Origin of the sequence: Cryobacterium sp. Y62 (assembly GCF_002929785.1) — a bacterium.
In the GTDB taxonomy this organism is placed as follows: domain Bacteria; phylum Actinomycetota; class Actinomycetes; order Actinomycetales; family Microbacteriaceae; genus Cryobacterium.
This window is the reverse complement of the sequence record NZ_PJJK01000100.1, coordinates 17,109-40,804: the sequence shown is the minus strand read 5'-3', so window position 1 is coordinate 40,804 and position 23,696 is coordinate 17,109. Positions and strand designations below refer to the sequence as shown.

The 23,696-nt window shown below is 62.2% G+C and carries 22 protein-coding genes; 14 read left to right on the top strand and 8 right to left on the bottom strand.

Features of this window, described 5'->3' with window-relative positions; genetic code table 11:
- Positions 1-36: 36 nt before the first annotated feature.
- A complete protein-coding gene (locus CXY71_RS07910) occupies positions 37-1,218 on the bottom strand; it encodes an ABC transporter substrate-binding protein (protein WP_104135099.1) in 1,182 nt (393 codons plus the stop codon).
- A gap of 423 nt (positions 1,219-1,641) precedes the next feature.
- Between CXY71_RS07910 and mftF the strand changes: the two genes are divergently transcribed.
- A complete protein-coding gene (gene mftF / locus CXY71_RS07905; protein ID WP_104135098.1) occupies positions 1,642-3,129 on the top strand; it encodes a mycofactocin biosynthesis glycosyltransferase MftF in 1,488 nt (495 codons plus the stop codon).
- Positions 3,130-3,186: 57 nt separating this feature from the next.
- Here the strand turns inward: mftF and CXY71_RS07900 are convergent, their stop codons facing one another.
- Both CXY71_RS07900 and mftR read right to left on the bottom strand, forming a co-directional pair.
- The gene (locus CXY71_RS07900) at positions 3,187-4,845 is read right to left on the bottom strand and encodes a GMC family oxidoreductase N-terminal domain-containing protein (RefSeq protein ID WP_199184249.1); all 1,659 of its coding nucleotides are present in this window, start codon (positions 4,843-4,845) and stop codon (positions 3,187-3,189) included.
- Between the two features lies 1 nt (position 4,846).
- Positions 4,847-5,452, bottom strand: coding sequence for a mycofactocin system transcriptional regulator (gene mftR, locus CXY71_RS07895; protein ID WP_255412629.1), 606 nt, complete (start codon positions 5,450-5,452; stop codon positions 4,847-4,849).
- Between the two features lie 596 nt (positions 5,453-6,048).
- On the opposite strand from mftR, the gene CXY71_RS07885 reads away from it, so the two are divergent.
- The 8 genes from CXY71_RS07885 to CXY71_RS07850 all read left to right on the top strand — a co-directional run bounded on the left by CXY71_RS07885 (position 6,049) and on the right by CXY71_RS07850 (position 14,123).
- Positions 6,049-7,215 carry an NDMA-dependent alcohol dehydrogenase gene (locus CXY71_RS07885; protein WP_233204543.1) on the top strand — a complete coding sequence of 389 codons (1,167 nt, stop codon included), beginning with the start codon at positions 6,049-6,051 and terminating at the stop codon, positions 7,213-7,215.
- Positions 7,216-7,296: 81 nt separating this feature from the next.
- A complete protein-coding gene (locus tag CXY71_RS07880; RefSeq protein ID WP_104135095.1) occupies positions 7,297-8,136 on the top strand; it encodes a mycofactocin-coupled SDR family oxidoreductase in 840 nt (279 codons plus the stop codon).
- A gap of 155 nt (positions 8,137-8,291) precedes the next feature.
- Positions 8,292-9,119 carry a mycofactocin-coupled SDR family oxidoreductase gene (locus CXY71_RS07875; protein ID WP_104135094.1) on the top strand — a complete coding sequence of 276 codons (828 nt, stop codon included), beginning with the start codon at positions 8,292-8,294 and terminating at the stop codon, positions 9,117-9,119.
- A gap of 122 nt (positions 9,120-9,241) precedes the next feature.
- Positions 9,242-10,096 carry a mycofactocin-coupled SDR family oxidoreductase gene (locus tag CXY71_RS07870; RefSeq protein WP_104135093.1) on the top strand — a complete coding sequence of 285 codons (855 nt, stop codon included), beginning with the start codon at positions 9,242-9,244 and terminating at the stop codon, positions 10,094-10,096.
- A 44-nt stretch (positions 10,097-10,140) separates the two neighbouring features.
- A complete protein-coding gene (locus tag CXY71_RS07865; RefSeq protein ID WP_104135112.1) occupies positions 10,141-11,052 on the top strand; it encodes a MoxR family ATPase in 912 nt (303 codons plus the stop codon).
- Between the two features lie 102 nt (positions 11,053-11,154).
- Entirely contained in the window at positions 11,155-12,033 is an 879-nt protein-coding gene (locus CXY71_RS07860) for a VWA domain-containing protein (protein ID WP_233204542.1), read from the top strand.
- A gap of 25 nt (positions 12,034-12,058) precedes the next feature.
- Positions 12,059-13,261 carry a pre-mycofactocin synthase MftD gene (mftD, locus tag CXY71_RS07855; RefSeq protein WP_104135091.1) on the top strand — a complete coding sequence of 401 codons (1,203 nt, stop codon included), beginning with the start codon at positions 12,059-12,061 and terminating at the stop codon, positions 13,259-13,261.
- A 46-nt stretch (positions 13,262-13,307) separates the two neighbouring features.
- A complete protein-coding gene (locus CXY71_RS07850) occupies positions 13,308-14,123 on the top strand; it encodes a mycofactocin-coupled SDR family oxidoreductase (protein WP_104135090.1) in 816 nt (271 codons plus the stop codon).
- 78 nt (positions 14,124-14,201) lie between these two features.
- Here CXY71_RS07850 and CXY71_RS07845 read toward each other — a convergent pair whose 3' ends face one another.
- Positions 14,202-15,068: a mycofactocin-coupled SDR family oxidoreductase gene (locus CXY71_RS07845; RefSeq protein WP_104083362.1), complete on the bottom strand. Its 867-nt coding sequence runs from the start codon at positions 15,066-15,068 to the stop codon at positions 14,202-14,204.
- Between the two features lie 134 nt (positions 15,069-15,202).
- Here CXY71_RS07845 and CXY71_RS07840 point away from each other — a divergent pair, with 134 nt between their 5' ends.
- A complete protein-coding gene (locus tag CXY71_RS07840) occupies positions 15,203-15,769 on the top strand; it encodes a TetR/AcrR family transcriptional regulator (protein WP_104135089.1) in 567 nt (188 codons plus the stop codon).
- 226 nt (positions 15,770-15,995) lie between these two features.
- Here the strand turns inward: CXY71_RS07840 and CXY71_RS07835 are convergent, their stop codons facing one another.
- The gene (locus CXY71_RS07835; RefSeq protein ID WP_255412628.1) at positions 15,996-16,520 is read right to left on the bottom strand and encodes a hypothetical protein; all 525 of its coding nucleotides are present in this window, start codon (positions 16,518-16,520) and stop codon (positions 15,996-15,998) included.
- A 24-nt stretch (positions 16,521-16,544) separates the two neighbouring features.
- Positions 16,545-17,084 carry a gluconokinase gene (locus tag CXY71_RS07830; protein ID WP_104135087.1) on the bottom strand — a complete coding sequence of 180 codons (540 nt, stop codon included), beginning with the start codon at positions 17,082-17,084 and terminating at the stop codon, positions 16,545-16,547.
- Positions 17,085-17,611: 527 nt separating this feature from the next.
- On the opposite strand from CXY71_RS07830, the gene CXY71_RS07820 reads away from it, so the two are divergent.
- From CXY71_RS07820 to CXY71_RS07805, 4 genes are all read left to right on the top strand, one after another.
- A complete protein-coding gene (locus CXY71_RS07820; RefSeq protein ID WP_104135085.1) occupies positions 17,612-19,336 on the top strand; it encodes a carbon starvation protein A in 1,725 nt (574 codons plus the stop codon).
- 6 nt (positions 19,337-19,342) lie between these two features.
- Entirely contained in the window at positions 19,343-19,636 is a 294-nt protein-coding gene (locus CXY71_RS07815) for a cory-CC-star protein (RefSeq protein WP_233198117.1), read from the top strand.
- On the top strand, positions 19,627-20,595 hold the full coding sequence (locus tag CXY71_RS07810) for an ArsA family ATPase (protein WP_104135084.1): 969 nt from the start codon (positions 19,627-19,629) through the stop codon (positions 20,593-20,595). Before CXY71_RS07815 ends, CXY71_RS07810 begins: the two co-directional genes overlap by 10 nt.
- Before the next feature lie 239 nt (positions 20,596-20,834).
- The gene (locus CXY71_RS07805; protein ID WP_104135083.1) at positions 20,835-21,059 is read left to right on the top strand and encodes a hypothetical protein; all 225 of its coding nucleotides are present in this window, start codon (positions 20,835-20,837) and stop codon (positions 21,057-21,059) included.
- A gap of 35 nt (positions 21,060-21,094) precedes the next feature.
- On the opposite strand, the gene CXY71_RS07800 is transcribed toward CXY71_RS07805, so the two are convergent.
- Both CXY71_RS07800 and CXY71_RS07795 read right to left on the bottom strand, forming a co-directional pair.
- Positions 21,095-22,213 carry a pyridoxal-phosphate dependent enzyme gene (locus CXY71_RS07800; RefSeq protein WP_104135082.1) on the bottom strand — a complete coding sequence of 373 codons (1,119 nt, stop codon included), beginning with the start codon at positions 22,211-22,213 and terminating at the stop codon, positions 21,095-21,097.
- Between the two features lie 290 nt (positions 22,214-22,503).
- Positions 22,504-23,691: an acyl-CoA dehydrogenase family protein gene (locus tag CXY71_RS07795; protein ID WP_104135081.1), complete on the bottom strand. Its 1,188-nt coding sequence runs from the start codon at positions 23,689-23,691 to the stop codon at positions 22,504-22,506.
- Positions 23,692-23,696 lie beyond the last annotated feature (5 nt).

Below are 23,696 nucleotides of genomic sequence, written 5' to 3'. Positions count from 1 at the left end.
GGCGCCTCACCGTTTCGGTCCCGCCCAGGCCAGGTGTCACGGCACCAGCACCCAGTCGCTTACGGTCTCCCACCCGTTCTCACCAGCCTGCACCATCATGCTCGCCCGGTTAGGGTTGTGCGCGGTTTCATCGCCGAAGGTAAAGGGCATTCCCATCAGCGGATTCTCCACCGGTTCGAGGCTGCGGAACGCCTCGGTCACCGACTCGCTGGTAATGTCACCCTCGATGCTTTTCAACACGTCGACGAGGATCTCGGCGCTCACATACCCGCCCATGGAGAGGGAAGTGAGCGGCACGCCGGCATCCGTCAGGGCGGTACGCCATCCCGCCAACTCGGGATCGTCGCTCATGAAGGGGAGGAACTCGGAGTTCGCGTACAGGCCCAGCGTGCCCTGCTCCTTCAGCGCCTCGAACACGCTCTCGCTGTACGCCGAAGTCAGTGTCAGCCAGTCCATTTGGTCGAGCAGCCCCTGCTGTTTAACGGTGTTCATGAACGCGACGGCAACGGGCTCGTTCGCGTTGAATACGACAGCCTCGCACCCCGCATCCCGCGCGGCGAGGATCGCCGGCGTCGGGTCATCGCCGAGCACCACCGAGGTGTCGATGTGGGCAGCGGTGCTTCCGGTCTCCTCTTCCCACTTTTCGATGAGTTCGAGGTAGGGGTCAGTCAGGCCGGCGCTATTGAGAATCACCGGGCACACCTTTTCGTGACCGAGTGTTTCGGATGCGTAGTAGAGCAGGCTCGCGTAGCCCTGAATCGTGCCGTTATTCACCGGAGCGATGTTCGCCGACTCGAAGCAGGCCGGCTCGACCCCGGTTCCTGAGATGGAGACGATGTCACGCTGTGCGTAGAACACGGCGTTCGCACTGCACTCGACCAAGCTCGCGGAACCCACGAAGGCGACGACCTTGTTCTCATCGACGAGGCGCCGCGCGGCCTGGCCCGCCTGTGCGGGATCGGCCCCGTCGTCCTCGGAGAAGAACTCGATCGGCCTGCCGTTAATGCCGCCGTCGGCGTTTACGCGGTCGAACACGGCCTGCGCAGCCCCGGGAACCTCCGGGAATGGCGCAGGACCGGTGATCGAGCTCACAGCCCCGATCTTGATCGGCTGGGCTTCCTCGACGTTGTCGCTTCCTGCCGCGCAGCCGGTCAACCAGAGGCCCGCGATAGTGGCGAGTGAGACAAGCGATATGCCTCGAGTTCTGTACGGCGTCATTCTGGGGTCCGTGCTGTTTTGCAATGTTTATGTGCTCGCTTTCTTCGGCCAGAGAGCAAGCGCACGCGAGGCATGACGATCTTCCGATTGGAATCCAAAGATCAGCATAGATATGCACTCAGGTACGCTGCCGTGTTTCCCCAGCTCACAGCTCTGTAACGATACGGATCGGAGTAACGTTGAACGTCAATGGAAAAGATGGTCAGCACGGGCGCCGACGATACAGCGGAGAGATCGTCCAACGACAACCTCAAGCTAATAGTACGCTCGCCAAGACGCGAAGCGCCGCCCATTTTGGCACCCGGTGTCAATATGTCAGGATGGGGCGGATCACGAAGTGCATCAGCTGCGGCCTGGCTTCGGTGAGGTTTTGATATATCGCCGGCCAAAGATCCGCCTTGTCTTGATCATGAAGGAGTTTCCATGACCGATTCCGCACGCGTCACCGTCTGGGGGCCACCACCGCATCCAGTGCCGCCGGCAAGAACGCGGGAAGCCTCCGAGTTCACGCGCCGAATTCCGATGGCGTGGACAACGGGGGTGGCGCTACGCAATCGAAAGATCGCGATCGGTGGGTCCCCGTGGGAAGTGACGATGTTGCCAGAGGAGGTGCGTCCCTTCGCGCGCAAACTCTATGACTCCGAACGCAGAGGGATTGTGGCGACTGATGCCACAGAGCAGGACGCGGCTATCTATCTGCTGGATCATGGCATCGCCGACCCGTTGCCGATCGCCGATCGCACCGTGGACGATGTCGATATCGTGATTCCGGTCTACGGCGACGCCGGGCCGCTTGCCCGCTGTCTGGAATCTCTCAAAGTCGAAGGGCTGCCGGTCACCGTGGTCGACGACGCCTCACCGGAGCCATTCGCCTCCGCTATTAGGGCTGTCGTTGCAGCTTTCGGTGCACGTCTCATTGTCCGTGACGAGAATGGGGGCCCCGGCGGTGCGCGCAATACCGGTGTTGCCGCGACGACGGCACCGTTCGTGGCGTTCATCGACGCGGACGCGATCGCCGCCCCCGACTGGATTGCGAGGCTGCGCCCCTTGTTCGACGACCCGCGCATCGGCGCGCTCGGCCCGCGCATCCGTCCTGATTTGCAGGGTGACTCTGTAATCGAGCGCTATGAGGAGACCCGCTCGGAACTCGACATGGGAGCCGAGCCGAGCCGGGTGGTGCCCGGGGTTCCCGTGGGATGGCTGCCGAGCGCTTCAGTGCTCGTGCGCCGTCAGGCGGTGACCGATCCTCCGTTCGAGCCCGGGCTTCGTGTCGGTGAGGATGTCGACTTTTTCTGGCGTATGGATGTGGCGGGATGGACGGTGCGCTATGTGACAGATGTGCTGAACCATCACGGCGTACGCACGTCACTGAAAGAATTCTCCTACCGACGCGCCATGTACGGCGGATCAGCCGCGGAGTTGGAACAGCGCCATCCGGGACGCCTAGTTCCGGCTCGCCCATCTGTTTCCGGCCTCGCAGCGGTTGCGGCTCTTGCTCTTGGTTACCCCTGGATCGCCGCGAGTATCGCCGGATACGAGCTGGCGCGGCACCGGCGCCTCTTGGACCCGGAGATTCCGCTGCCCGTGGTCGCCGAAATCGTCGCTCGCACTATGTGGTCCGATGGTTTCTGGATGGGGCATCTGCTGCGCCGCGACTGGTGGCCGGTGGGTCTGGCCGTGCTGATAGCCACACCGAAGTCTCGCCTTGCCCGAGGAATCGCCGTCGCGATGCTCTGGGAGCCCGTACGCGACCATCTGCTGCACACCACCCGGCTGGACCCAGTGCGCAGCCTCGCGCTGCGTGCGCTCGATGATGCATCGTATGGAACGGGAGTCATCAGAAATGCGATCCGGAAGCGGGTTCCGAACGTCGTAACTCCCCGACTTCGATTCCCCCGGTGGCCGCGATGACCCGGCGATTCCTCCATGGCATCACAATCAGCGCCACCCGAGGATGAACCCACCTGATTAGAGGCCACGGCGGATGAAGTCCGCCACGCGTTCCCCCACAAGGATTGCGGTCGCGGCCGGGCCGCGCACCGGCGTTGTCGGCAAAATCGACGTGTCGGCGATGCGCAACCCGTCGATACCGTGCACGCGCCCGTATTGGTCGACGACGGCGTCCGGGTCGTCTTCTGCCCCGAAACGTGCGCTGCCGCACAGGTGAATCGCCGTTCCGAGGTGCGAGCGCAGCCAGCCATTGAGCAGGTCATCGCTCTCCAGCACGGCGTCGGTGAGTTCGGTCAGTCGCTTAAACAGGTGTTTGTAGGCATCCGTTCGGAGCAATCGCACCGCCACCCGCACAACTTCGCGCATGCGTTCGAGATCCCACTCGGTCGAGAGGTAGTTGTAGTCGATCCGCGGTTGCACGGCCGGGTCGCCCGACTCGAGGCTGATACGTCCGCGCGATGTCTCCGACTGCACGGCAACGAGAAATGCGAGGTCACCCCGGTGGGCGACCTGTTTTGCGAAGCGCCGCACCGATATCCCGCGCATTGCCCGGAACGTTCGAAGCGGATGCCGCACCGCGGCCCGTATTCCCACCAGGACGCCGCGCGCGCTGCCGGTCAATAGATAGCCCATCGGTTTGATTATCGGAAGGATCTCCAGATCCCCGAGCACGGTCGAACCGGTCGCCGTGAAGTTCAGGCACGCCGCCATCGACTGCGTCGTGCGATAGTCAACGATCTGTCGGCGCGGCTGCCACTGCACGGCGATGTCCGGATGATCGCTAAAATTTGCCCCGACCCCTGGCAGGTCACGCACGACAGGAATGTTGAATTGTTCCAACTGTTCCCGGGGTCCGACCCCGGAAACCAACAAGAGGTGGGGCGACTTAATCGCACCGGCCGAGAGCACAATCTCCCGCCCGAGCACCTGAACGATGGCGTCGCCGCGCGCCATCTCGACGCCGATGGCCCTCGTACCCTCAAACAGCACGCGGCGAACGTCGCTGTTACCCCATGCGGTAAGGTTTGTGCGGTACCGCACCGGATTCAGGTAGGCGATCCCGGTGTTTTGCCGCACACCGTCGATCGTGTTCATCGGCAGCGGTCCGTGTCCCGGCATGCCCTGATCGTTCTTGTCGGGTTCGTCGGCGAAGCCCAGCTCGGCCGCCGCCGCGCGAAAGGCGACCGTGACCGGATGGTCTTGCGCGGGCCGACCGACGCCGATCGGTCCTGCGCCGCCATGCACGGTCGACTCACCATACTGCTGGTCGGTTTCGATCCGGCGATAGAACGGCAGCACCTTGTCCCAAGCCCATTCGGGTGCCGCGACCGACCAGGAATCGAAGTCGGCCTTTCTCCCGCGAACAAAGTACGCGCCGTTAATCGTTGACGATCCGCCTACGATCCGACCACGCGCGATCGAGTAGGGAAGTTCCGGCGTGAGATTGCCCATAAATGACCAATTCTGCGGATGCCCCGGCATCGCTCCCTGCACGGTCCCGGCATCGAGCAACTCGTGCGGAAACTCGCCAGGGGTTGACGGTACCGGTCCAGCCTCGAGGAGCAGCACACGCCTCCCCGGATCCTCACTCAGTCGAGCCGCAAGTGGCGCGCCGGCCGCACCGGCACCGACCACGATCAGGTCATACATCACGCCCGACGAGACCGACCCCTCCACTTCAGACTCCGACCGCGGGCCGAACCGGTGCCACCGGAATCGGCGAGAAACCCACCCGCAGCAGCAGCACCGCAGATTCGAGCAATTCGATGAGGTCGGAGTCGTCGTCCTTGAGCCACTGCTCGTAAGCCGCGAGGGATGCACCGAGAAACACCCAACCAATCGTTGTCGGCTCGAGCGCGTCGGCGCTGACTCCCAACCGGCCGGCCGCGAAGTCCGACACCACACGCCGCCACTCCGCGTAGCGCAGCGAGGAGTGCGCCACCAGCGCCGGCACGTTCAGCAGCAGGTTCATCCGCTCACGATGGTAGGGAACCTCCTCGAGCGGGAATTGATTGAATTCAACGACCGCCCGCGCGAGCGCATCAACGACAGGTACGCTCACATCGGTGTCAACGAGGAATGCTCGCATACGACTGAGCTTGGCCTCAAAGTCCCCCCAGGGCAGATCGCTTTTGGAAGGAAAATACCGAAATAGGGTTCGACGCCCAATTCCGGCGGCGCGAGCGACGTCATCGACGGTCGTCTGTTCGAACCCGTGCTCGAGAAAAAGTTGAAGTGCCACGTGACTGATGTCGGCACGGGTCGTCAACGGCTGTCGCCCCATTCGCGGCGGGGCAGGGCGGTCGCTGTCGCTCATTTGCACTTTCCCCTTTCTTTTCGGCACTCAGTGCCACTAGTCTGATGCATGCACGAGTTTTTCGCCAGTGATGTCGATTTCTAGCTCAGGAGAACCACATGGTTTCCGCACAAAAGACCAGCCACATTGAGTCAGGACTCGCTGGCCCAGAACAATTCTCAGTGCCCGATCTTGATTCATGGCATGCGCGCGGTCGACTTAGTCGCTGACATCTCCAGTCTGCATATTAGCCGCGGATGGGATCACCATCCCCAGGCATCCGTTCGCCGCAGTCGTTCGGAGTGCCGCGGGCGGACCAGACCCGGAACGCGTCTGAGGCTATGGCAAAGCTAGTCCCCTCCTCGGGTTCACGCCCGAACAACCACCGGCCGGGGCGCGTAAGGCAGCTCCTGGCCGGGATGAATCTGCTCGCGAAATTGCCAGCCGGCTGCGCAGGCGGCGGCACAGGCGCGTGCAGTTGTAGTTGTAGTTGTAGTTGTAGTTGTAGTTGTAGTTGTAGTTGTAGTTGTAGTTGAAACACGGTTCACGACGACGTGGATCGAACGCATCACAAAAGGGAGAACATGATGAAAACCCACGCAGCCATACTTCGGGAACAGCCTGGACAATGGCAGATCGAAGAGGTGGACCTGGACGATCCAGGCCCCACGGAGGTGCTGGTACAGATGGTTGCCACCGGGCTGTGCCACAGCGATGAGCATGCCGCAACCGCAGACATGCCGATCAACATTCCTATCGTCGGCGGGCACGAAGGCGCCGGCATCGTCCGCGCTATCGGCAGCCAGATCACGGATTACGCAGTCGGCGATCACATCGTCACGTCGTTTATCCCCTCCTGTGGCAAGTGCCGGTGGTGCGCGATGGGGCTGCAGAACCTCTGCGATCTCGGCGCGAATACCCTGATCGGCAACCAGCCGTCCGGCGGTTACCGAATGCACTCCAATGGCGTCGATCTCCCCACGATGGCCGCCTTGGGAACATTCGCCGAGTGGCAGGTTTTCGACGAGGCATCCATCGTCAAGATCGATCCCGACATCCCCCTGGATGTCGCCGCACTAGTGGCTTGCGGCGTTCCGACCGGGTACGGATCGGCCGTGAACTCGGCCGATATCCACAACGGCGACGTCGTGATTATCTTCGGTGCGGGCGGCATTGGCATGAACGCTGTCCAGGGCGCCGCTGCAGCCGGAGCTTCGCACATCGTCGTGGTCGACCCAGCGCCGTTCAAGCGGGAGAAGGCACCGGAGTTCGGTGCGACGGAAGTGTTCGCCGACGCGCAAGCCGCGGTCGACTTTGTGAACAGCGTCACCAATGGGCAGGGCGCAGACGCCGCGATCTGCACCCCCGGCGTGCTGCACGGCGACATCGTCGCTACGGCGACGGATGCCATCCGCAAGGGTGGAATCGTCGTCGTCACCTCGATGTCACCGCTAGAAGAGGAAGGCATCCCGACGAACCTGTTCACCCTTGTCATGGAGCAGAAGCGCATCCAGGGTGCGCTCTACGGCTCCTGGTCTCCGCGCTACGCCATCCCGACGCTGCTCAATCTCTACAAGGAAGGCAAGCTGAAGCTCGACGAACTCGTCACCAACCGGTACACGCTCGACCAGATCAACGACGCTTACCAGGACATGCGGGACGGCAAGAACATTCGAGGTGTCATCCTCTTGTCGCCAGTGGCCACCGATTCACCCGCCGCCGAACGCGAGGCTGTGGCCGTCGGCGCCTAGGAGAACTGCCCGAAGTAATAGATCGTGGCGGGGCGGTGCACGGTGCACCGCCCCGCCACATACGAAAGAAGAGAGACAGAAATGGGAAACCTTGACGGCAAAGTGGCCTTCATCACCGGCGCAGCGAGAGGGCAGGGCAGAAGCCACGCCATTCGTCTGGCGCAGGAGGGCGCCGACATCATCGCGATCGACCTCTGCGAGGGCGTCGACAGCGTCACCACATTCTATGAGCCAGCAACAGCCGAGGACCTGGCGGAGACCGTACGGCAGGTCGAAGCTCTCGACCGGCGCATCGTGGCGAAACAGGCGGACGTGCGCGATATCGACGCGCTGACCAAGGCCGTGGACGAGGGGGTCGCACAACTGGGACGGCTCGACATCATCGTCGCCAACGCCGGAATCTTCACCTTCGGATCGGACACCCAGAAGATCGAGGAACAGTCCTGGAAAGACCTTATGGACATTAACCTGACCGGGGTATGGCACACCTACAAAGCGGCTGCCGATCATCTGATCGCATCCGGTGCTGGTGGATCGGTCATTATTATCTCCTCACTGGCCGGATTCAAGGGACTCGCCAATGTCGCCGCCTATACGACTACCAAGCACGGCATCGTCGGGCTGATGAAGGTGCTCGCCAATGAACTCGGTCCTCACGGAATTCGGGTCAACACGATCCATCCAAACTCGATCGACACGAAGATGGTGAAGAACAGCAACACCTACAAGCTGTTCCGCCCAGACCTTGACGATCCTCAGGCCGAGGATGCCGAACCCGCATTCGCCGGGCTGAATCCTATGGGCAAGGCTTGGATCGAGCCAATCCACGTGTCGAACGCGGTCGCCTGGCTCTCCTCCGACCAGTCGTACTACGTCAGCGGAGGCCAGATACCGGTCGACGGCGGAGCGGCTATCAAGTAACCAGCCCTGTGCCAGACGAAAGAGCACACGTGGCACCCCGCACCATCGTCGGCACCGGCCAGCTCGTCAAATAACCGTCTGAGACCCGGGACGGCGCGCAGCGCCGCCCCGGGTCCACACGAAAGCGCACATCGCGGAAGGAAGAGAGATACAACATGGGAAAACTCGATGGCAAAGTCGCCTTCATCACCGGAGCAGCCCGCGGTCAGGGCCGCAGCCACGCGATAACGCTCGCGAAAGAGGGCGCCGACATCATCGCTGTCGACATTTGCAGGCAGGTTGAGACTGTCCCCTACGCCACCGCGACTCCCGACGACCTCGCCGAAACAGTGCGTCAGGTGGAGGCACTTGACCGGCGCATCATCGCCAGCCAGGTGGACATCCGGGATTCGGCGGCACTGAAGTCGGCCGTGGATGCCGGCGTTGCCGAGTTCGGCAGGCTCGACATCGTACTTGCCAACGCTGGCATTTCGGTGCCGGCCCCGACTCTCGAAATGGACGACGAGGTGTGGGACACAATGATCGACGTCAACCTGACCGGACAATGGAAGTCACTCAAGGCATCCGTTCCCCATATCATCGCCGGCGGTCGAGGCGGAGCTGTGGTGATCACCAGTTCGATCGCCGCGCTCAAGGGCAACGCCAACGTCGCGCATTACTCAGCGGCGAAGGCGGGCCTGATCGGCCTCATGAAGGTTATGGCCGTGGAGCTGGCGCCGCAGAGCATCCGGGTCAACACGATCCACCCGACGACGGTCAATACCGACATGGTGCTCAACGACCCAACCTACAAGCTGTTCCGCCCGGACATTGAGAACCCGACTCGCGAGGACTACAACGCGGCAGCGCTCACCCTCAACAAGATGCCAACCAGCGGGCTTGAAGCCATCGATATTTCGAACGCCATCCTTTATCTCGTGTCGGACGACGGCCGCTTCGTTACGGGAACCACTCACGTCGTCGACGCGGGTGCCGCTCTCTAAGCACGGCCCGCTGGCGCGTGTCATGCCCGACAAGCTCTTCGTGAAAAAAGAACGAAGCATCCCCTGCCAAACGCAGGCGTGGTCATAAACAGCTAGAACGCACGACAGGAAGAAGAGAAATCATGGGTTTACTCGACGGCAAGGTTGCACTCATCACCGGCGGAGCCCGCGGTCAGGGCCGCGCGCACGCCATCACATCGGCGCGCGAGGGTGCCGACATTATTCTGGTCGACATCGCCGACCAAATCGATTCCGTACCGTATGCGATGGGTCGGGCCGCTGACCTCGCTGAGACCGTACGCCAGGTTGAAGCACTCGACCGCCGGGTGCTCAGCATTGAAGCGGACGTGCGTTCGCAGCAGCAAATGGACGATGCTGTCGCGAAGGGTATCGCGGAGTTCGGGCAGATCGACATCCTCATCGCCAACGCGGGCATCTGGACCCAGGGCGCCTTCTGGGAGCTCTCCGAAAAAGCGTGGGATGACATGATCGGCGTGAATCTGACCGGGGTTTGGAAGTCAGCCAAGGCAATCGCCCCACACATGATCGAACGGCAAACTGGGTCGATCGTGATCACCTCGTCGGTCAACGGCCTCGAACCGGGTGCGAACTACGCGCACTACGTCGCGGCCAAACACGGCGTTATCGGGCTGATGAAAAACATCGCACTCGAACTCGCGCCGCACGGCATCCGCTGCAACTCGATCAATCCCGGCGCCATCAAGACCCCGATGACCGATCATCAGGGCGCGTGGGACATGTTCGCGGGGCACCCTGGGGGCACCGCGGCCGACATGATGGAAGGCGGCTATTCATTCCACGCGCTGAAGGGTATGAGCTTCATGCCACCGCAGGTGATCGCCGACACCGCTCTTTACCTCAACTCGAATCTGGCGGCCGCCGTGACGGGAGTCACCATCCCCGTCGATGCCGGTCATATGATTCTTCCCGGCTTCAATCACGCTCCAGTGAAGTAGCACTGATGCCATCCGCCGCTATCGAAACCGAAGTGAATCGTTCTATGAACATTCCCGACATTTCCGAAACCCGGCAGCGGGTGGCGGCGCACCTCGTTGGCCGTGAACGTGAGATTGAACTCACGCTCGCGGCCGTCGCGGCTAACCGCGACATCCTGCTCGAGGGGCCGCCCGGAACCAGCAAGACCACCATGCTCAAAGCGATCACCGCGGAGTGGGGCATCCCCCTGCTCTTTGTTGAAGGCAATGCAGACCTCACCCCGGCCAAACTCGTTGGTCACCACAATCCGGCGCGGGTGCTGCGGGAGGACTATAGCGCCGAGAACTTCGTGGCCGGGCCCCTCGTCGAAGCGATGCAACGCGGCGGGTTCCTCTATATTGAGGAGTTTAACCGGGCACCCGAAGACACTCTCAACTCGCTACTCACGGCGATGGCCGATCGGGCTATAGCCGTGCCGCGCGTGGGAACCATCACCGCTCTGCCAACCTTTCGGGTGATCGCGTCGATGAACCCGTACGACAACGTCGGCACGACACGTCTGTCTACGAGCGTGCATGACCGCTTGAACCGGCTCGTAATCGATTACCAGGACGAGCCCGCTGAACGCGGCATCGTCACACTCCGTACCCAGGCAACGGGGGATCTCGCGGATCGACTTGTAGCGGATGCCGTTTACGTCACGAGGGCGACCCGGCGGCATCCGGATATAAAGCAGGGCAGCAGTGTGCGTGGCGCGATCGATTGTGTGCTCGTTGCGCTGCAATTGTCCCTGCTGCGTGACCTCAGGTCGCCCGATGACGAGGGCTACCCCGAACTCGTCTACGACGCTATGACAGTCTCCTTGTCGGGTCGCATCCACCTCGACGAGGCCGCGGGAAGCACGCCCGAGCGTGTGTTGCGCGAAATCTGGGAGGACCGCTTTGTCCTCGACCCGGCCATTGCCGAGCCGGGCTGAAGGGAGATCGAGGCGGATACCCCGATCTCACGGGAATCCCGCCAGAAGCGCACAAGTACCCCGCTGCGCCGCAAACCCAAGCAACTCAAGGAGGATCCGGTCGTGTTCGAGCCCAGCATGGGAGGCAACGGTATAGTCTTGCGCGCTCAGTCGACCACACCAGGCGCGACAACGAAATCTTCCCCTGGACACACTGCGGTGGGCATCACCGACGAGGCTGGCGAGATCGTGCTGGCCGGTGCCGACGCTGTCGCCATCGATCCCATCGTGCGCGCCAAGGCCAGGCAGATCGCGTCGCGCTTGGCCATCCCCTGGCCGAAAACGGATGCGATGGCCCGCCGTGGGTCTGGCAAACTCGCCAGCATCCCCTATCGGGGCGGTTCGGACGAAATTGACCTCGACCGCACGATCGAAATGCTCGCCGAACACCCGATTCCCGAAGATGAGGACATCATTGTTCGGGAGTGCGTGCAGACGCGCCGGTCAGTCGTGCTGCTCGTCGATGTCTCCGGTTCGATGAAGGGCGAGCGGGTGCAGACCGCCGCGGCGACGGTCGGTGCCCTCGCCGGCGAACTCCAAGGCGATGCCCTCGCCGTCATCGCCTTCTGGTCGGACGCAGCGATACTGCTCCAGCTCGGTCAGAAAGTGAAACCGATAGACCTGCTCGATTCCATCCTGCAGATGCCGGCCCGCGGGCTCACCAATATCGCGTTTCCGCTCGAGCTTGCGGCGCGTCAGCTCGCGCGCGTGCCGGTGCGGGACGCGAGGGTCGTGTTGCTGTCCGACTGCGTGCATAACGCCGGGCCGGATCCCCGGGAGTTGGCCGCGCGGCTGCCTCGACTCGACGTGCTGATCGACGTGAGCGGTGAGAAAGACATTGAACTGGGCCGCCAGCTCGCGACAACGGGGCACGGTACAGCTCATCTCGTGCGCACCCACCGTGATGTAGCGCCGGTCCTGGGCCAACTTTTTAGAACCTGAACGACTACAGAAAGCAGGAAGTATCATGGCAAAAAATGCGTGGTTCGAAACCGTTGCCGAAGCGCAACGACGAGCCAAGAAGGTGCTGCCCTCGTCCGTCTACGGGGCTCTCGTTGCGGGGTCTGAGCGCGGGCTGACCATCGACGACAACATGGCAGCATACGGTGAACTGGCCTTCTCACCGCATGTTGCCGGGCACCAGGCGGTGCGCGACCTGTCAACGACCGTAATGGGCATCCCCATTTCCTTGCCGGTTATCATCTCACCAACGGGCGTGCAAGCCGTGCACCCCGACGGTGAAGTGGCCGTTGCCCGGGCATCCGCTAACCGCGGCACCATCATGGGCCTGAGCTCGTTCGCAAGCAAGCCCGTTGAGGACGTGGTCGCTGCCAACCCGAATACGTTTTTCCAAATGTACTGGTCGGGCTCGCGGGAATCGATGGTGCAGCGAATGGACCGGGCGCGGGCCGCAGGCGCGAAGGGTCTCATCGCCACCTTCGACTGGTCATTCTCCAACGGTCGCGACTGGGGAAGCCCGCAGATTCCGGAGAAGATGAGCTTGAAGACAATGATCGACTTCGCGCCGAACGTGCTCCCGCACCCGCAATGGCTGCTGCGGTTTTTGAAGTCAGGTCGGCTCCCCGACCTGACGGCCCCCAACCTCACGCCGCCCGGCGGTACAGCCCCGACGTTCTTCGGAGCGTATGGCGAGTGGCTGCAGACGACGCCGCCCACCTGGGACGACGTGGTCTGGATGCGCGAAACCTGGGGCGGAGCGTTCATGCTCAAAGGGGTCACCCGCATCGATGACGCCCGTCGCGCAGTTGACTCGGGTGTCACGGCCCTCTCGGTCTCCAACCACGGCGGCAACAACCTCGACAGTACGCCAGCGACGATCCGCATGCTCGCCTCGGTGGCCGAAGCCGTCGGCGACGACGTGGAAATCGTACTCGACGGCGGCATCCGTCGAGGCAGCGACGTGGCCAAGGCTCTCGCGCTCGGCGCGCGCGCGGTCATGATCGGCCGCGCCTACCTGTGGGGCCTCGCCGCGAACGGCCAGGGCGGAGTCGAGAACGTACTCGACATTCTGCGCGGTGGCCTCGACTCGGCCGTTCTCGGCCTGGGCCATTCGTCGATCCACGAACTGTCACCCGCGGACTTCTACATTCCGCCGACGTTCTCGCGTATCCTCGGCGCTGAAAGCACAGCCGACTCCGTGACCCGCTAGTAGCGATCGCATCGCCACATCAACATCTACAGGTAGGACGAACTTCATGACTGGTCGACTCGAGGGCAAGGTCGCTTTCATCACTGGCGCTGCACGGGGGCAGGGACGCGCCCACGCGGTCAAGCTGGCACAGGAGGGCGCGAATATCATTGCGATCGACCTCGCCGGCCCCATCCCCTTGGTGCCCTACGACTCCTCGTCGATGGAGGACCTGGCCGAAACGGTGCGTCTGGTCGAGGCGGAGGACCACCGTATCCACTTTGAACAAGGTGACGTGCGGGACCTCGAGGGGATGCGCGGAATCCTTGAGCGGGGCATCGCTGAATTCGGCCGGCTCGACATCATCGTCGCGAACGCGGGCATCTGCATTCCGGCCAGGTGGAACGAGACGACTCCCGAAATGTTTCAGGTGACGATGGACACGAATGTGACAGGGGCCTGGAACACCGTCATGGTGGGTGCGCCGCACCTGGTAGTAGCCGGTGGCGGATCGATCATCCTCACCAGCTCGTATGCCGGCAAAAAGGTGCAACCGTTCATGGTGCATTACACCGCGAGCAAGCATGCCATCACCGGCATGACCCGGTCGTTCGCGGCAGAACTGGGTAAGGACAACATTCGCGTGAACAGCGTGCATCCCGGGGCTGTCAACACCCCGATGGGCTCGGGTGACATGGTCTCGGCGCTCACCCATGCCAGCGAGAGCAACCCGGCGCTCGGCGTGATGGGCACGCCTTTTCTGCCGGACGGAACGGCGGAAGCCAAGGATATTGCCAATGCCGTGGCCTTCCTGGCCTCAGACGACGCGCGCATGATCACCTCGGAGCATTTGAGCATCGACGCCGGCGCTCAGTACTTTTAGGCGCCCGGACCACAACTGCCACGGGCCTGGCCGCCAGGGGCGTCGCCCCAATTTTCGCGGGCGTCGCTAGCTAGAGAATTACGCCGGAGCGCCGGAAGTCGTTGACGCGAGGAGCGCCCCGGCATCGACTTTGAGCTGAAGTCCGGTGACGTATCGTGATTCGTCCGACGCCAGGAACAACACGGCATTACTAATATCGACCGGCTCCACGTAACCGATCGGCATGGGCTGCATAGACGGAAATGCCAGCTCGGCGTCTTCCCGAGTCGGGTTCTCCAAGTCTGGTCGGAAGATGTTGTACATCGGTTGGCTCTGCAGCATGTCGGTGTCGACATTTGTCGGATGCACGGCATTCACTCGAATCGAGTGCGGGGCAAGCTGCAGTGCCAAATCGTGCACGAAGCGTGCCACGCCACGTTTCGCGTGAGAGTATCCGGCCCCGCCGGGACCGTTCGCGGGGGTGGACGTGCCTCCCGCCATGAGCCCGGCGACGGATCCGGTGCAGACAATGGATGCCCCCGCACTCAGGTGAGGAAGGGCAGCGGAGACGGTATTGATCACGCCGATCAGGTCGACCTGAATCGCATCGAGAAAACCCTGTGCCGGAACATCCGCTCCGAGCGGGCAGATTCCTGCATTCGCCACGACGATATCAACTCTGCCCAGCTCGGCGATACCGTCGGCCAACGCTGCTACGAGTTGCGCAGGCTCGCGAACATCCGCTTTGCGCGTCACGACTCGTCGGTCAAGCGCCTCGATCAATCGGGCTGTTTCGGCGAGATCTGCCTCGGTCGACAGGGGATAGTGGTTGGTTTCAATGTCCTCGCAGATGTCAACGGCGATAATATCCGCCCCCTCTTGCGCCAGCCGAAGCGCATGGCTCCGGCCTTGACCTCGGGCTGCTCCAGTTACAAAGGCGACTCTACCTTCAACGCGTCCGGTCATCGGAACGCCATCCTTTCACTAGGTGGTCGACCGAGCCCCAACAGCGCGGCCACCTTGCTGCACTGAGTGCAACAAGCCTTTGAAGCCTAGCGCGCTGCTCCCCGCCAAGCCAGTAATCTTTCAGAGTGCTCTCCATGACGATTCGAGAACAGCAACGACGCAAAATCTGGCGCGCCTTGCAGACCGCAGCTATCGACCTGGTCGACGAGCACGGTTTTGCCAGCGTGACTGTCGATGACATCGCTTCGGCCGCTGACGTTTCCCGACGTACCTTCTTCAACCACTTTCCCACGAAAGCTGCGGCGCTTTTCGACCCCGATCCCGACGACGCCGACCGCCTCGCCTATCTGCTAGAACGACTCGATAACCAGGTTGACCTATGGCCCGCCTTAGGCTCGGTTTGTGTGTCCTTCGTCACCGGCCATGAGAACGTCATCGCGGTTCGCCGTCGGCTCATTGAGGAGGAACCAGAACTCGACCAGTATCACCGCACCGCTCACCAGCACGTCGAGGTGGCGCTTCGCCGGTGGGCTGCTACCCGAACGGATTTTGATCCGTATACCGCCGCATTACTAACTCATACCGCGACCGCTGTGCTCATTTCCGCCTTCTCCATCTGGAAAGCCGACGACGACCCCGTACACTTCGTCACGCTCGTACAGCGTGGCTTCGACATCATCGCGGCCGGATTCCCGACCTGAACCCGGTGCCCGTTCCCGTCCCACCAGAAGAATCTGGGCTCCCTCCGGCCGCTAGCCCAGCTACCCGGGTGGCCGACCGAATTCTTCAGGTTTGCGATAGGCGCCCCGGGCGGGACGGCCGACAGGACACGTCGGGGACGTTCCGGCGGCATCCCCTGTCAGAACGTCTGCCCGATCACAGCACTCATGGCGTGGGTCTCCTCCGATGCCAGCATGATCTCGTCGTTCAACAATTGGCGGTTTCGACGCACAGCATTCCGGTCCATTCATCGGCGCCGAAGTCGGGCGTTACTGCCGCTTTAGCGCTCCACGGGTTCCAAACCACGCTGCTCTGCGAGCCCTCGGTGGTGATCGACAGCATACGCACGGTCCTATCCGAGATGCGCGCCTCAGCGCTGGTGCCGAGGTAAATCCGGTCCGTTTCGGCGGCAAACGTCACGGACACATCATCGAGGTTGCGCACCCGCAGCGCGAGGCCAAGCTCGGCACCGGCCGCCACCGTGTAGAGAGCTTCGAACCGGTGCGACCACACAGACCGAGGGGTCTGCTTGCTGTCGCTCAAGCGAAAGACCAGCACGACGTCGTCGCCGGCCTCGCTGACCTGCACCAGCCGCCATTCCGCGAGGCGGGCAAACCTGTGGGGTGGAGCCGCCGCATCCGTTTCATTCAGCCCAAACCACGGCAAGCAGATCGGCACGCCCCCACGAATGGGCCGGCCTGGGGCATATCCGCTCAGCGTGCTCATCCACAATACCGACGACTGTCCCTCCGGGCTTCAACTCGTCATGTGCGCACCCTGCAGATATACCGCCGCTGCGCTGGCTGGCCCGTTCACCCGAACCACGGGCAGCCCGACCTGGCCAACACCAATGTGAACGGATGCCGGCAGCTTTGGTGCGCCCAACCGGGCCTTAGATTCCGTGACCACGTTCGACACGGGCCAATCGATGCCCACAGATAAGCCCGGCTCGTCATCATGAAGTTCTTCCAAAGCCGCCAGCTGCGACCGGAGTAGGACTGGCGGCATGAAGTGTTCACTACGCCTTTCGTGCCGGTTGCCGACCACGTCGAGGGTTCCGGCCAGGTGCACGAACCGCACGTTAGGGGCCGCCGCGACGATGGCGTCACGGTAGACGCGTTTGAGCGCTGAGCAGGCGATGATCAGACCGGTTCCCGCTGCACCGGTATCAGCCAGAGCCTGGCCGACCAGCGCGAGCCATGGCCAGCGGTCAGCATCCGTTAAGGGCACACCGCTGGCCATCTTGACGTCGAACGACTTCGCACGAGCGATCCAGGTAGGTTTCAGCTGGGGCATGCTTCCCGAACAGCAACGCTCCGAGGAGATCGCAACCGGACGCTTGGTCGACCTGGCACCTCGATCTGCGGTCGCCGTTTCGCTCTATCCGCAGCGGTGGAACCTTTCGTCGCCACTGCTGGATTCCGTCTCGCCAGCTGTGGGGGTTGAAACGCGGGCGGGGGTGCGACCGTTCTAAGTTTCCGAATTCGTTCAGTAGACACCGCGCTACCGCCGCGTACTGCACAAGGTGAAAGCCCTGCATCCCAGTTTTCATAAGAAATACCGGGCTGTCGCCGGGCGTGCCCCTGGAGGAATTCGCTCTCCTATAAACGCCCATTCAACGTCGTCGATCGGGTCAAAAACCGCGTAAATTCAACGTTCTTGAGCCACAGTAGGCTTTCGCACTAGAAAAATTCCGGTCAGAACTGATAGCTTCGAAGAGATTTGATTGACGTTACTTTGGCTATCATCGCAAACTTGTGTCGGTCCACTCGCGCTATCGGACAGAGCTGCCCACGGTGGCTCAAGACAGGGGGGAGAACTTTATGGGTTCCCTAGTTCTCATGATTATTGGTCTGGCCGTCATGGTGGCTGGATACATGGTCTATTCCAAATATCTCGCACACAGGGTCTTCAAACTCAACGACGCTTTCGTGACCCCGGCTCACGAGCTCAAAGACGGCGTGGACTACGTTCCCACGAACAAGTTCATTCTGTGGGGCCACCATTTCACGTCCGTCGCCGGCGCTGCTCCCATCGTCGGGCCCGCGATTGCAGTGATCTGGGGCTGGCTTCCAGCCTTGCTCTGGGTAACCCTCGGCACCGTATTCTTCGCTGGGATGCACGATCTCGGCACGCTGTGGGCCTCGACGCGCAACAAGGGACGCTCCATCGGCGCCCTGTCCGCCCGGTACATCGGCAAACGCGGAGCCAACCTGTTTCTGGTTGTGATTTTCCTGGTCCTGCTCATGGTGATCGCGGCATTCGCCGTCGTCATTAAGAACCTCCTCATCAGCACACCGGGAGCGGTCATCCCCGTGTGGGGTGCGATTGTCGTCGCCCTTCTGGTGGGTGTGGCAGTGTACCGGCTTCACTGGCACCTGCTGCCCGTTACCGTCGTCGGCGTCGCAGCGCTCTATGCGCTCATCCTGGTTGGCGACAAGATGCCGGTGGTGCTCCCCGAATCGACACTGGGCATGTCACCGGCCACATTCTGGATTGTCGCCCTGTTCGTTTATGGGGCGATAGCGTCCCTTTTGCCGGTGTGGGTCTTGCTGCAGCCGCGTGACTATATCAATGGTGTGCAGCTTTTCGTCGGCTTGATCTTGCTGTTCGGGTCCGTGCTTTTGGGTGCGCTGTTCTCCGCAACACCACCGGATATCGTCGCCCCCGCCATCAACATGAACGTTCCCGAGGGCACGCCGAGTATGATTCCTCTGCTGTTCGTGACCATCGCGTGTGGTGCCATCTCGGGATTTCACGGCATGGTGTCCTCCGGCACCACTTCGAAGCAGCTCGACAAGGAAACGGATGCTCGTTTCGTCGGGTACTTCGGCGCTGTCGGTGAGGGACTGCTCTCTCTGGGAACGATCCTCGCAGTCATCGGTGGATTCAAGTCGGTAGCTGAGTGGAACGAGATCTACAGCTCGTTCGGTTCAGCCGGAGTCGATGCCTTTGTCCAAGGCGGCTCGACGCTGATGCAGAACGGCATCGGCTTGCCTGCATCGCTGAGCGCCACGCTGTTGGCGACCATGGCGGTGCTGTTTGCCGCAACCACGATGGACACCGGAATGCGACTGCTGCGCTTTGTGGTCCAGGAAGCCGGCGAGGCCTTCAAGTTGAAGATCGGAAAGACCCCGGCGACCCTTATCGTCGTGGCACTCGGCCTCGGTCTGACGTTCTCGCAGGGAGTCGGAGGCGAGGGCGGTCTACGCATCTGGCCGTTGTTCGGAACCACCAACCAGCTGATGGCGGCGTTGAGCCTGTCGATTATCGTGGTCATCCTGATTCGCAAGGGGCGCAACCCCATCACGGCGTTGGTACCGCTCGTGATCGTTTTCGTCATGGCATTCTGGGCAGCGATCGTACAGCTTGCCAGTTTCGCGAATCCCGGTGATCCAGATTGGATGCTCTTCTCGCTCGATGTGATCATCATCGTGGCCAGCGTGTGGGTCGCCGCCGAAGCGATCATCGCAATGCGCAAGGCCAAGAACATGGTTCCCGAAGATGAGGACGCTGACGCAGAGCTGACCGGCACCAGGGCGTCGTAAATCTCGATGAGATCGAAGCCGACGAACCGGCGCCGGGAGGGCTCCTTCCGGCGCTGGTCAGCGTTCTGGGAGGGACTGCACGAGTTCTACGTGGGGCCGTACCGTCAGATGTTCAAACGGGAGCAGCAGTCCGAAGATGACCTGTTCATGGTTGCTGTTTTGGGCGAAGCCCTTGGCGTGCCGGACCCGGCCGCCTATTACACCGCCGAACTCATGCCTGCTGTTTGGGAGAATTTCCATGCCTGGCATCGCCGTATCGGAATCCCCCACTCCCCATTGGACCATATCGGATGCTGCTGACACTCGCTCGCGATCGACAAGTGCTCTTCGTTGGAGGCAAAGGCGGAGTCGGCAAAACCTCGGTGGCATCCGCTTTGGCGCTTGCGCGTGCCCGGAACGGCGGTCGGGTACTGCTCGTCTCCACCGATCCGGCACACAACCTCGGACATATCTGGGACACGGCATTATCGGATGCTGTCACCCGAGTTTTCACCGCTTCCGATGGATGTGTGGATGCCGTTGAGATAGATCCCCGCGCCACCATCGAGCGCCATTTCAAGACAGTCAGCGCCACGATGATGAAGCTCCTGCCCGAGCGGCTGCACCGTTCGGCGAAGGCACACCTCGAGCTCGCAAAAACCGCGCCAGGCAGCTACGAGTCTGCCATGCTCGAACGGATCGCCGAGCTCATAGACCACGGCATCGACGCCTATGACCTTGTGTTGTTCGACACTGCACCATCGGGCCACACGCTACATCTGCTTAGCCTGCCGGAGAAGTTGACGGGGTGGACGGAATCGCTGCTCGCCAGCCGCTCCAGATCGGACCGATTCGCCGCGGCAGCCCGAGGAATTGTCGGCCGTGAAAACCCGGAGACCGCAACCGAATCGGAACTGCGGCGCACATTGGTGGCCCGTCGTGACCGGTTTTCCCGCATGAACAAGACGATCACCGATGGCACCATCACGGGCTTCGTGGTCGTGACCCTCGCCGAAAAGATGCCGGTTGCCGAATCCCTTGACATCGTCAGGCAATTGCGCGGTTTGGGCGTCGATGTCGCATCTCTTGTTGTCAACCGCCGCTCCCCTGCTGACGCCGGCGCCTTCCTTGCTGAACGCAGGATACGCGAAGATATTTGTCTTCGAGAGCTCCGTGAGCACCTCCATACCGTGCCGATGACCGAACTGCCACTGCTGGTTCGAGACATGACCGGAGAAGATGCGTTAGAGGAACTCGCAGCGCTACTCAGCGCACCCTAGCGCTTCAGCACCAATGTGTTCGAAGCACGCTGGCGGGCCTGGCATCGCTGAAGAGAAGCTGGTAAAGCAGCATTCGATGCAATGCTGTTCAATTGGGCTTCGTGCGTTAATTTTTCGGCATGGCTCATAGTGGACGCGTATTACTTCAGTTGGTCCGTAGCGGTTGAGTGTGAGCTGCTGCAGGTATCTCGGACAGTGGGCCCTCTTAAAATAAGGGTCTCCTGAAAGTAGAGATCAGCATGACCGCAGCACGTAGGCGTTTCACCCAGGAGTTCACAGACGATCGGACAGTCCCGCTGTTCTGGGCCATGACCCTGCACAGTACCAGCCAAGGTCGTTTCGATGAGCGGATGGCTCGGACATTCGGCTCGGTCCACGGCGGGGTGCCGACCATCATCGTCGTCAGCTGCATCGTAGTCGCCGTCGTCGCGCAGCTTCAACTGGACGTGCTGGGCCATCTGTGACGGGTATCCGGCGGGTCTGACGCGGACCCGCCGGCTCAGATCGGATTTGCCGAGCGGCTTTCTGTGCTCAGCAGGACGACCACGGCATCGGAACTCAGCGACGCTGCGGTGCGTCTGCCCGGGTCGCCTGCGATTGCGCGCATCGCCGCCAGGGACGACGCGCCGCACGGGCCGGCGTCCACCCCGAGCTGCTCAAGGTCGTGTACAGCGCGGCGCGTGTCGTCCTCCGAGACGGTGACCGCGGCATCCAGCCCGTCGATCAAATATGGCCAGGAGTTGCTCGACGGCGTGCCGCAGTTGAGACCGGCCATGATCGTGTACGAGGTCGGCACTGAGGTGAGCGTACCGGCTTGCAGCGAGACGATGACGGATGGCGCGTTCTCGGGTTCGACGCTTAGCACTGTCGGAGCGGCGGCGACTCCATCCGGTCGCGAGCGATAGTGGCGGATGGCCGCCTCAGCCAGGGACCCGACACCGACGGGAACCGTCACCAGGTCGGCGAGAAGCCCCAATTCCCCCAGCTGCGCGTCAGCCTCACTGAAGATGGTCGAGTAGCCGTCGACGATGAGCTGCGGTACCTGCCCATAGCCGGGCCAGGCGGTGTCCTGGATGTGGAGCGCACTCTCCCCGGCCGACTCGACATAGGCGCGGGCGGCAGCCACCACGCCGTCGTACGGTGCGTCCACCCCAAATACCCCCGCACCCTCCGATTCGATCGCCGCCCAGGGGACCTTCGACAGGTAGGCCGAGACGAAGATGCGCGCAGGCAGGCCGAGCAGCCGCGCAATATGGGCGACCGCACGGCCGTGGTTGCCGTCGGTCGCGGCGACCAGGGTGAACGGCGCCTGCGCGGTCAGCCGGTCGCGCAACTCGTCCAGAGGAAGCGCCGCATCCGGCGACCCCACCCGAGCCGACAGCACGCGGGACACCGCGTACGACGCGCCCATCATCTTGAATGCCGGCAGGCCGAATCGGGACGATTCATCTTTCACGAACACACGGCCGACTCTCAACTCGTCGGCCAGGGCGGAAACCTCCGTGAGCGGGCTCGGCCGATAGTCGGGCAGGCTGCGGTGGAATTGCAGGATCGAGTCGCCCACAGCATCCGTTCGCCACCGCCTGGCGGCCGGGTTGGAGTAGAAATTGTCAGTCATGTTACCTCTACTTTTCCTAAAGAGTTCGTTTCGCAATAGTCGATGATGACGCCGTGGAGCACACGGGTGACGGTCTCCTGAGACTTGCGCTCGTATGGTGAATTGAGACAGCGGTAAGGAGAATCTGTTTCATGACTAATCGTCTTAAATTTTCCCCCTCTGTTCGTGCCGAAAATGCCACGATCTCGTCCGGTTTGATCTGCTGGGAGAGATTGCACACAGCCTCAATCGCCCTGGCAGGACGATGGAATGATCAGCTAACAGGGATCAGCTCTGGCGGACGAAGCCCGTCAGTCAATGGTGGGCTCGTCGAGTAATGCGGCCGCGTACATCGGTCGGGCGGCGTCAGCACTCGGCGGATGGAACAGCCCGGCCGTAGCATCCCGGAACAGGCGGTTGAGCTCGTTGCTGTTGTTGTATCCGCTGCCACTTGCGCACATCAGCGCGGTCTCGGTCGCGTGCCGGGCCACGTTCGATGCGTTGATGCGGGCGCTGATCAGACGACGCAGCGGCCAGCCTGCGCCGTGGTCGATGAGTTCGTCGAAGTCGCGAGTGTAAGCGTCCAACTGCGCGGGCACGGCCATGTACGCCATGAGGGAGTCGGCCAGGCGTGCCCGGAACTCGGGAACCTGGGCGTAGGTAGTGCCGTTCTTGGCCGACTTCCGGATTTTCAGCCCCGCGGCGCCCAGATCCAGCGCACGGCGCGCGATACCCGTGTACACAGCCCCGATCAGCAGTTGAAAGTTGCTCGTGATCGCGAACGTCAACAGATCGGGGTATCGTCCCGTCGGAATTCTGCGAGCTACCTTCTCCGGCCGCATCCGCACGTTCTCCAGGATCGTCGAACGGCTCTGCGACGCGCGCATACCGAGCACGTCCCACTGGTCCGACACGCTGATGCCTTCCGCGCTCCGCTCGATGAACCCGTACACGAGCCTCGGATTGTCGGCATCCGTGCTGTCCAGCCCGTGGGTGATCAGGCGTGTCCATACCGGTGACAGTGAGGTGAAAATCTTCACCCCGGTCAGCAGGTAGCCGCCGTCCTCCTGCGGCTGAGCAATGGTGTTCGACCCCTGCAGTACCCAGTCATTGGCTGGCTCGCTTACCCCGAACGCGAAGATCTCACCAGCCATCACCTCGTCGAGCACGTACGTCAGCGACCGGTCGCCGCGCTCGAACATCGCACGTACAACCCCGACGCACATCAGGTGCATGTTTATAGCGAGGGCCGTCGCGGGCGCTGCCGTGGCCAGGCGCTGCTGCAGCCGAGATACTTCGTTGAGGCTCAGACCAGCGCCGCCGAACTCCTCCGGCACAAACAGGGTGAGATAGCCCTGCGCTGTGAGCTCGGCGAGGTCCTCATCGAAGAAGCGGTTTTCTCGATCGTAGATGTCGGCACGCGCGCGGAAACGTCCCAACAGGTCGTCGGGCAGGTACGTCGAGGCCAATTCTGCGTGTCGGGTTTCCCGGTCTGACATATCTG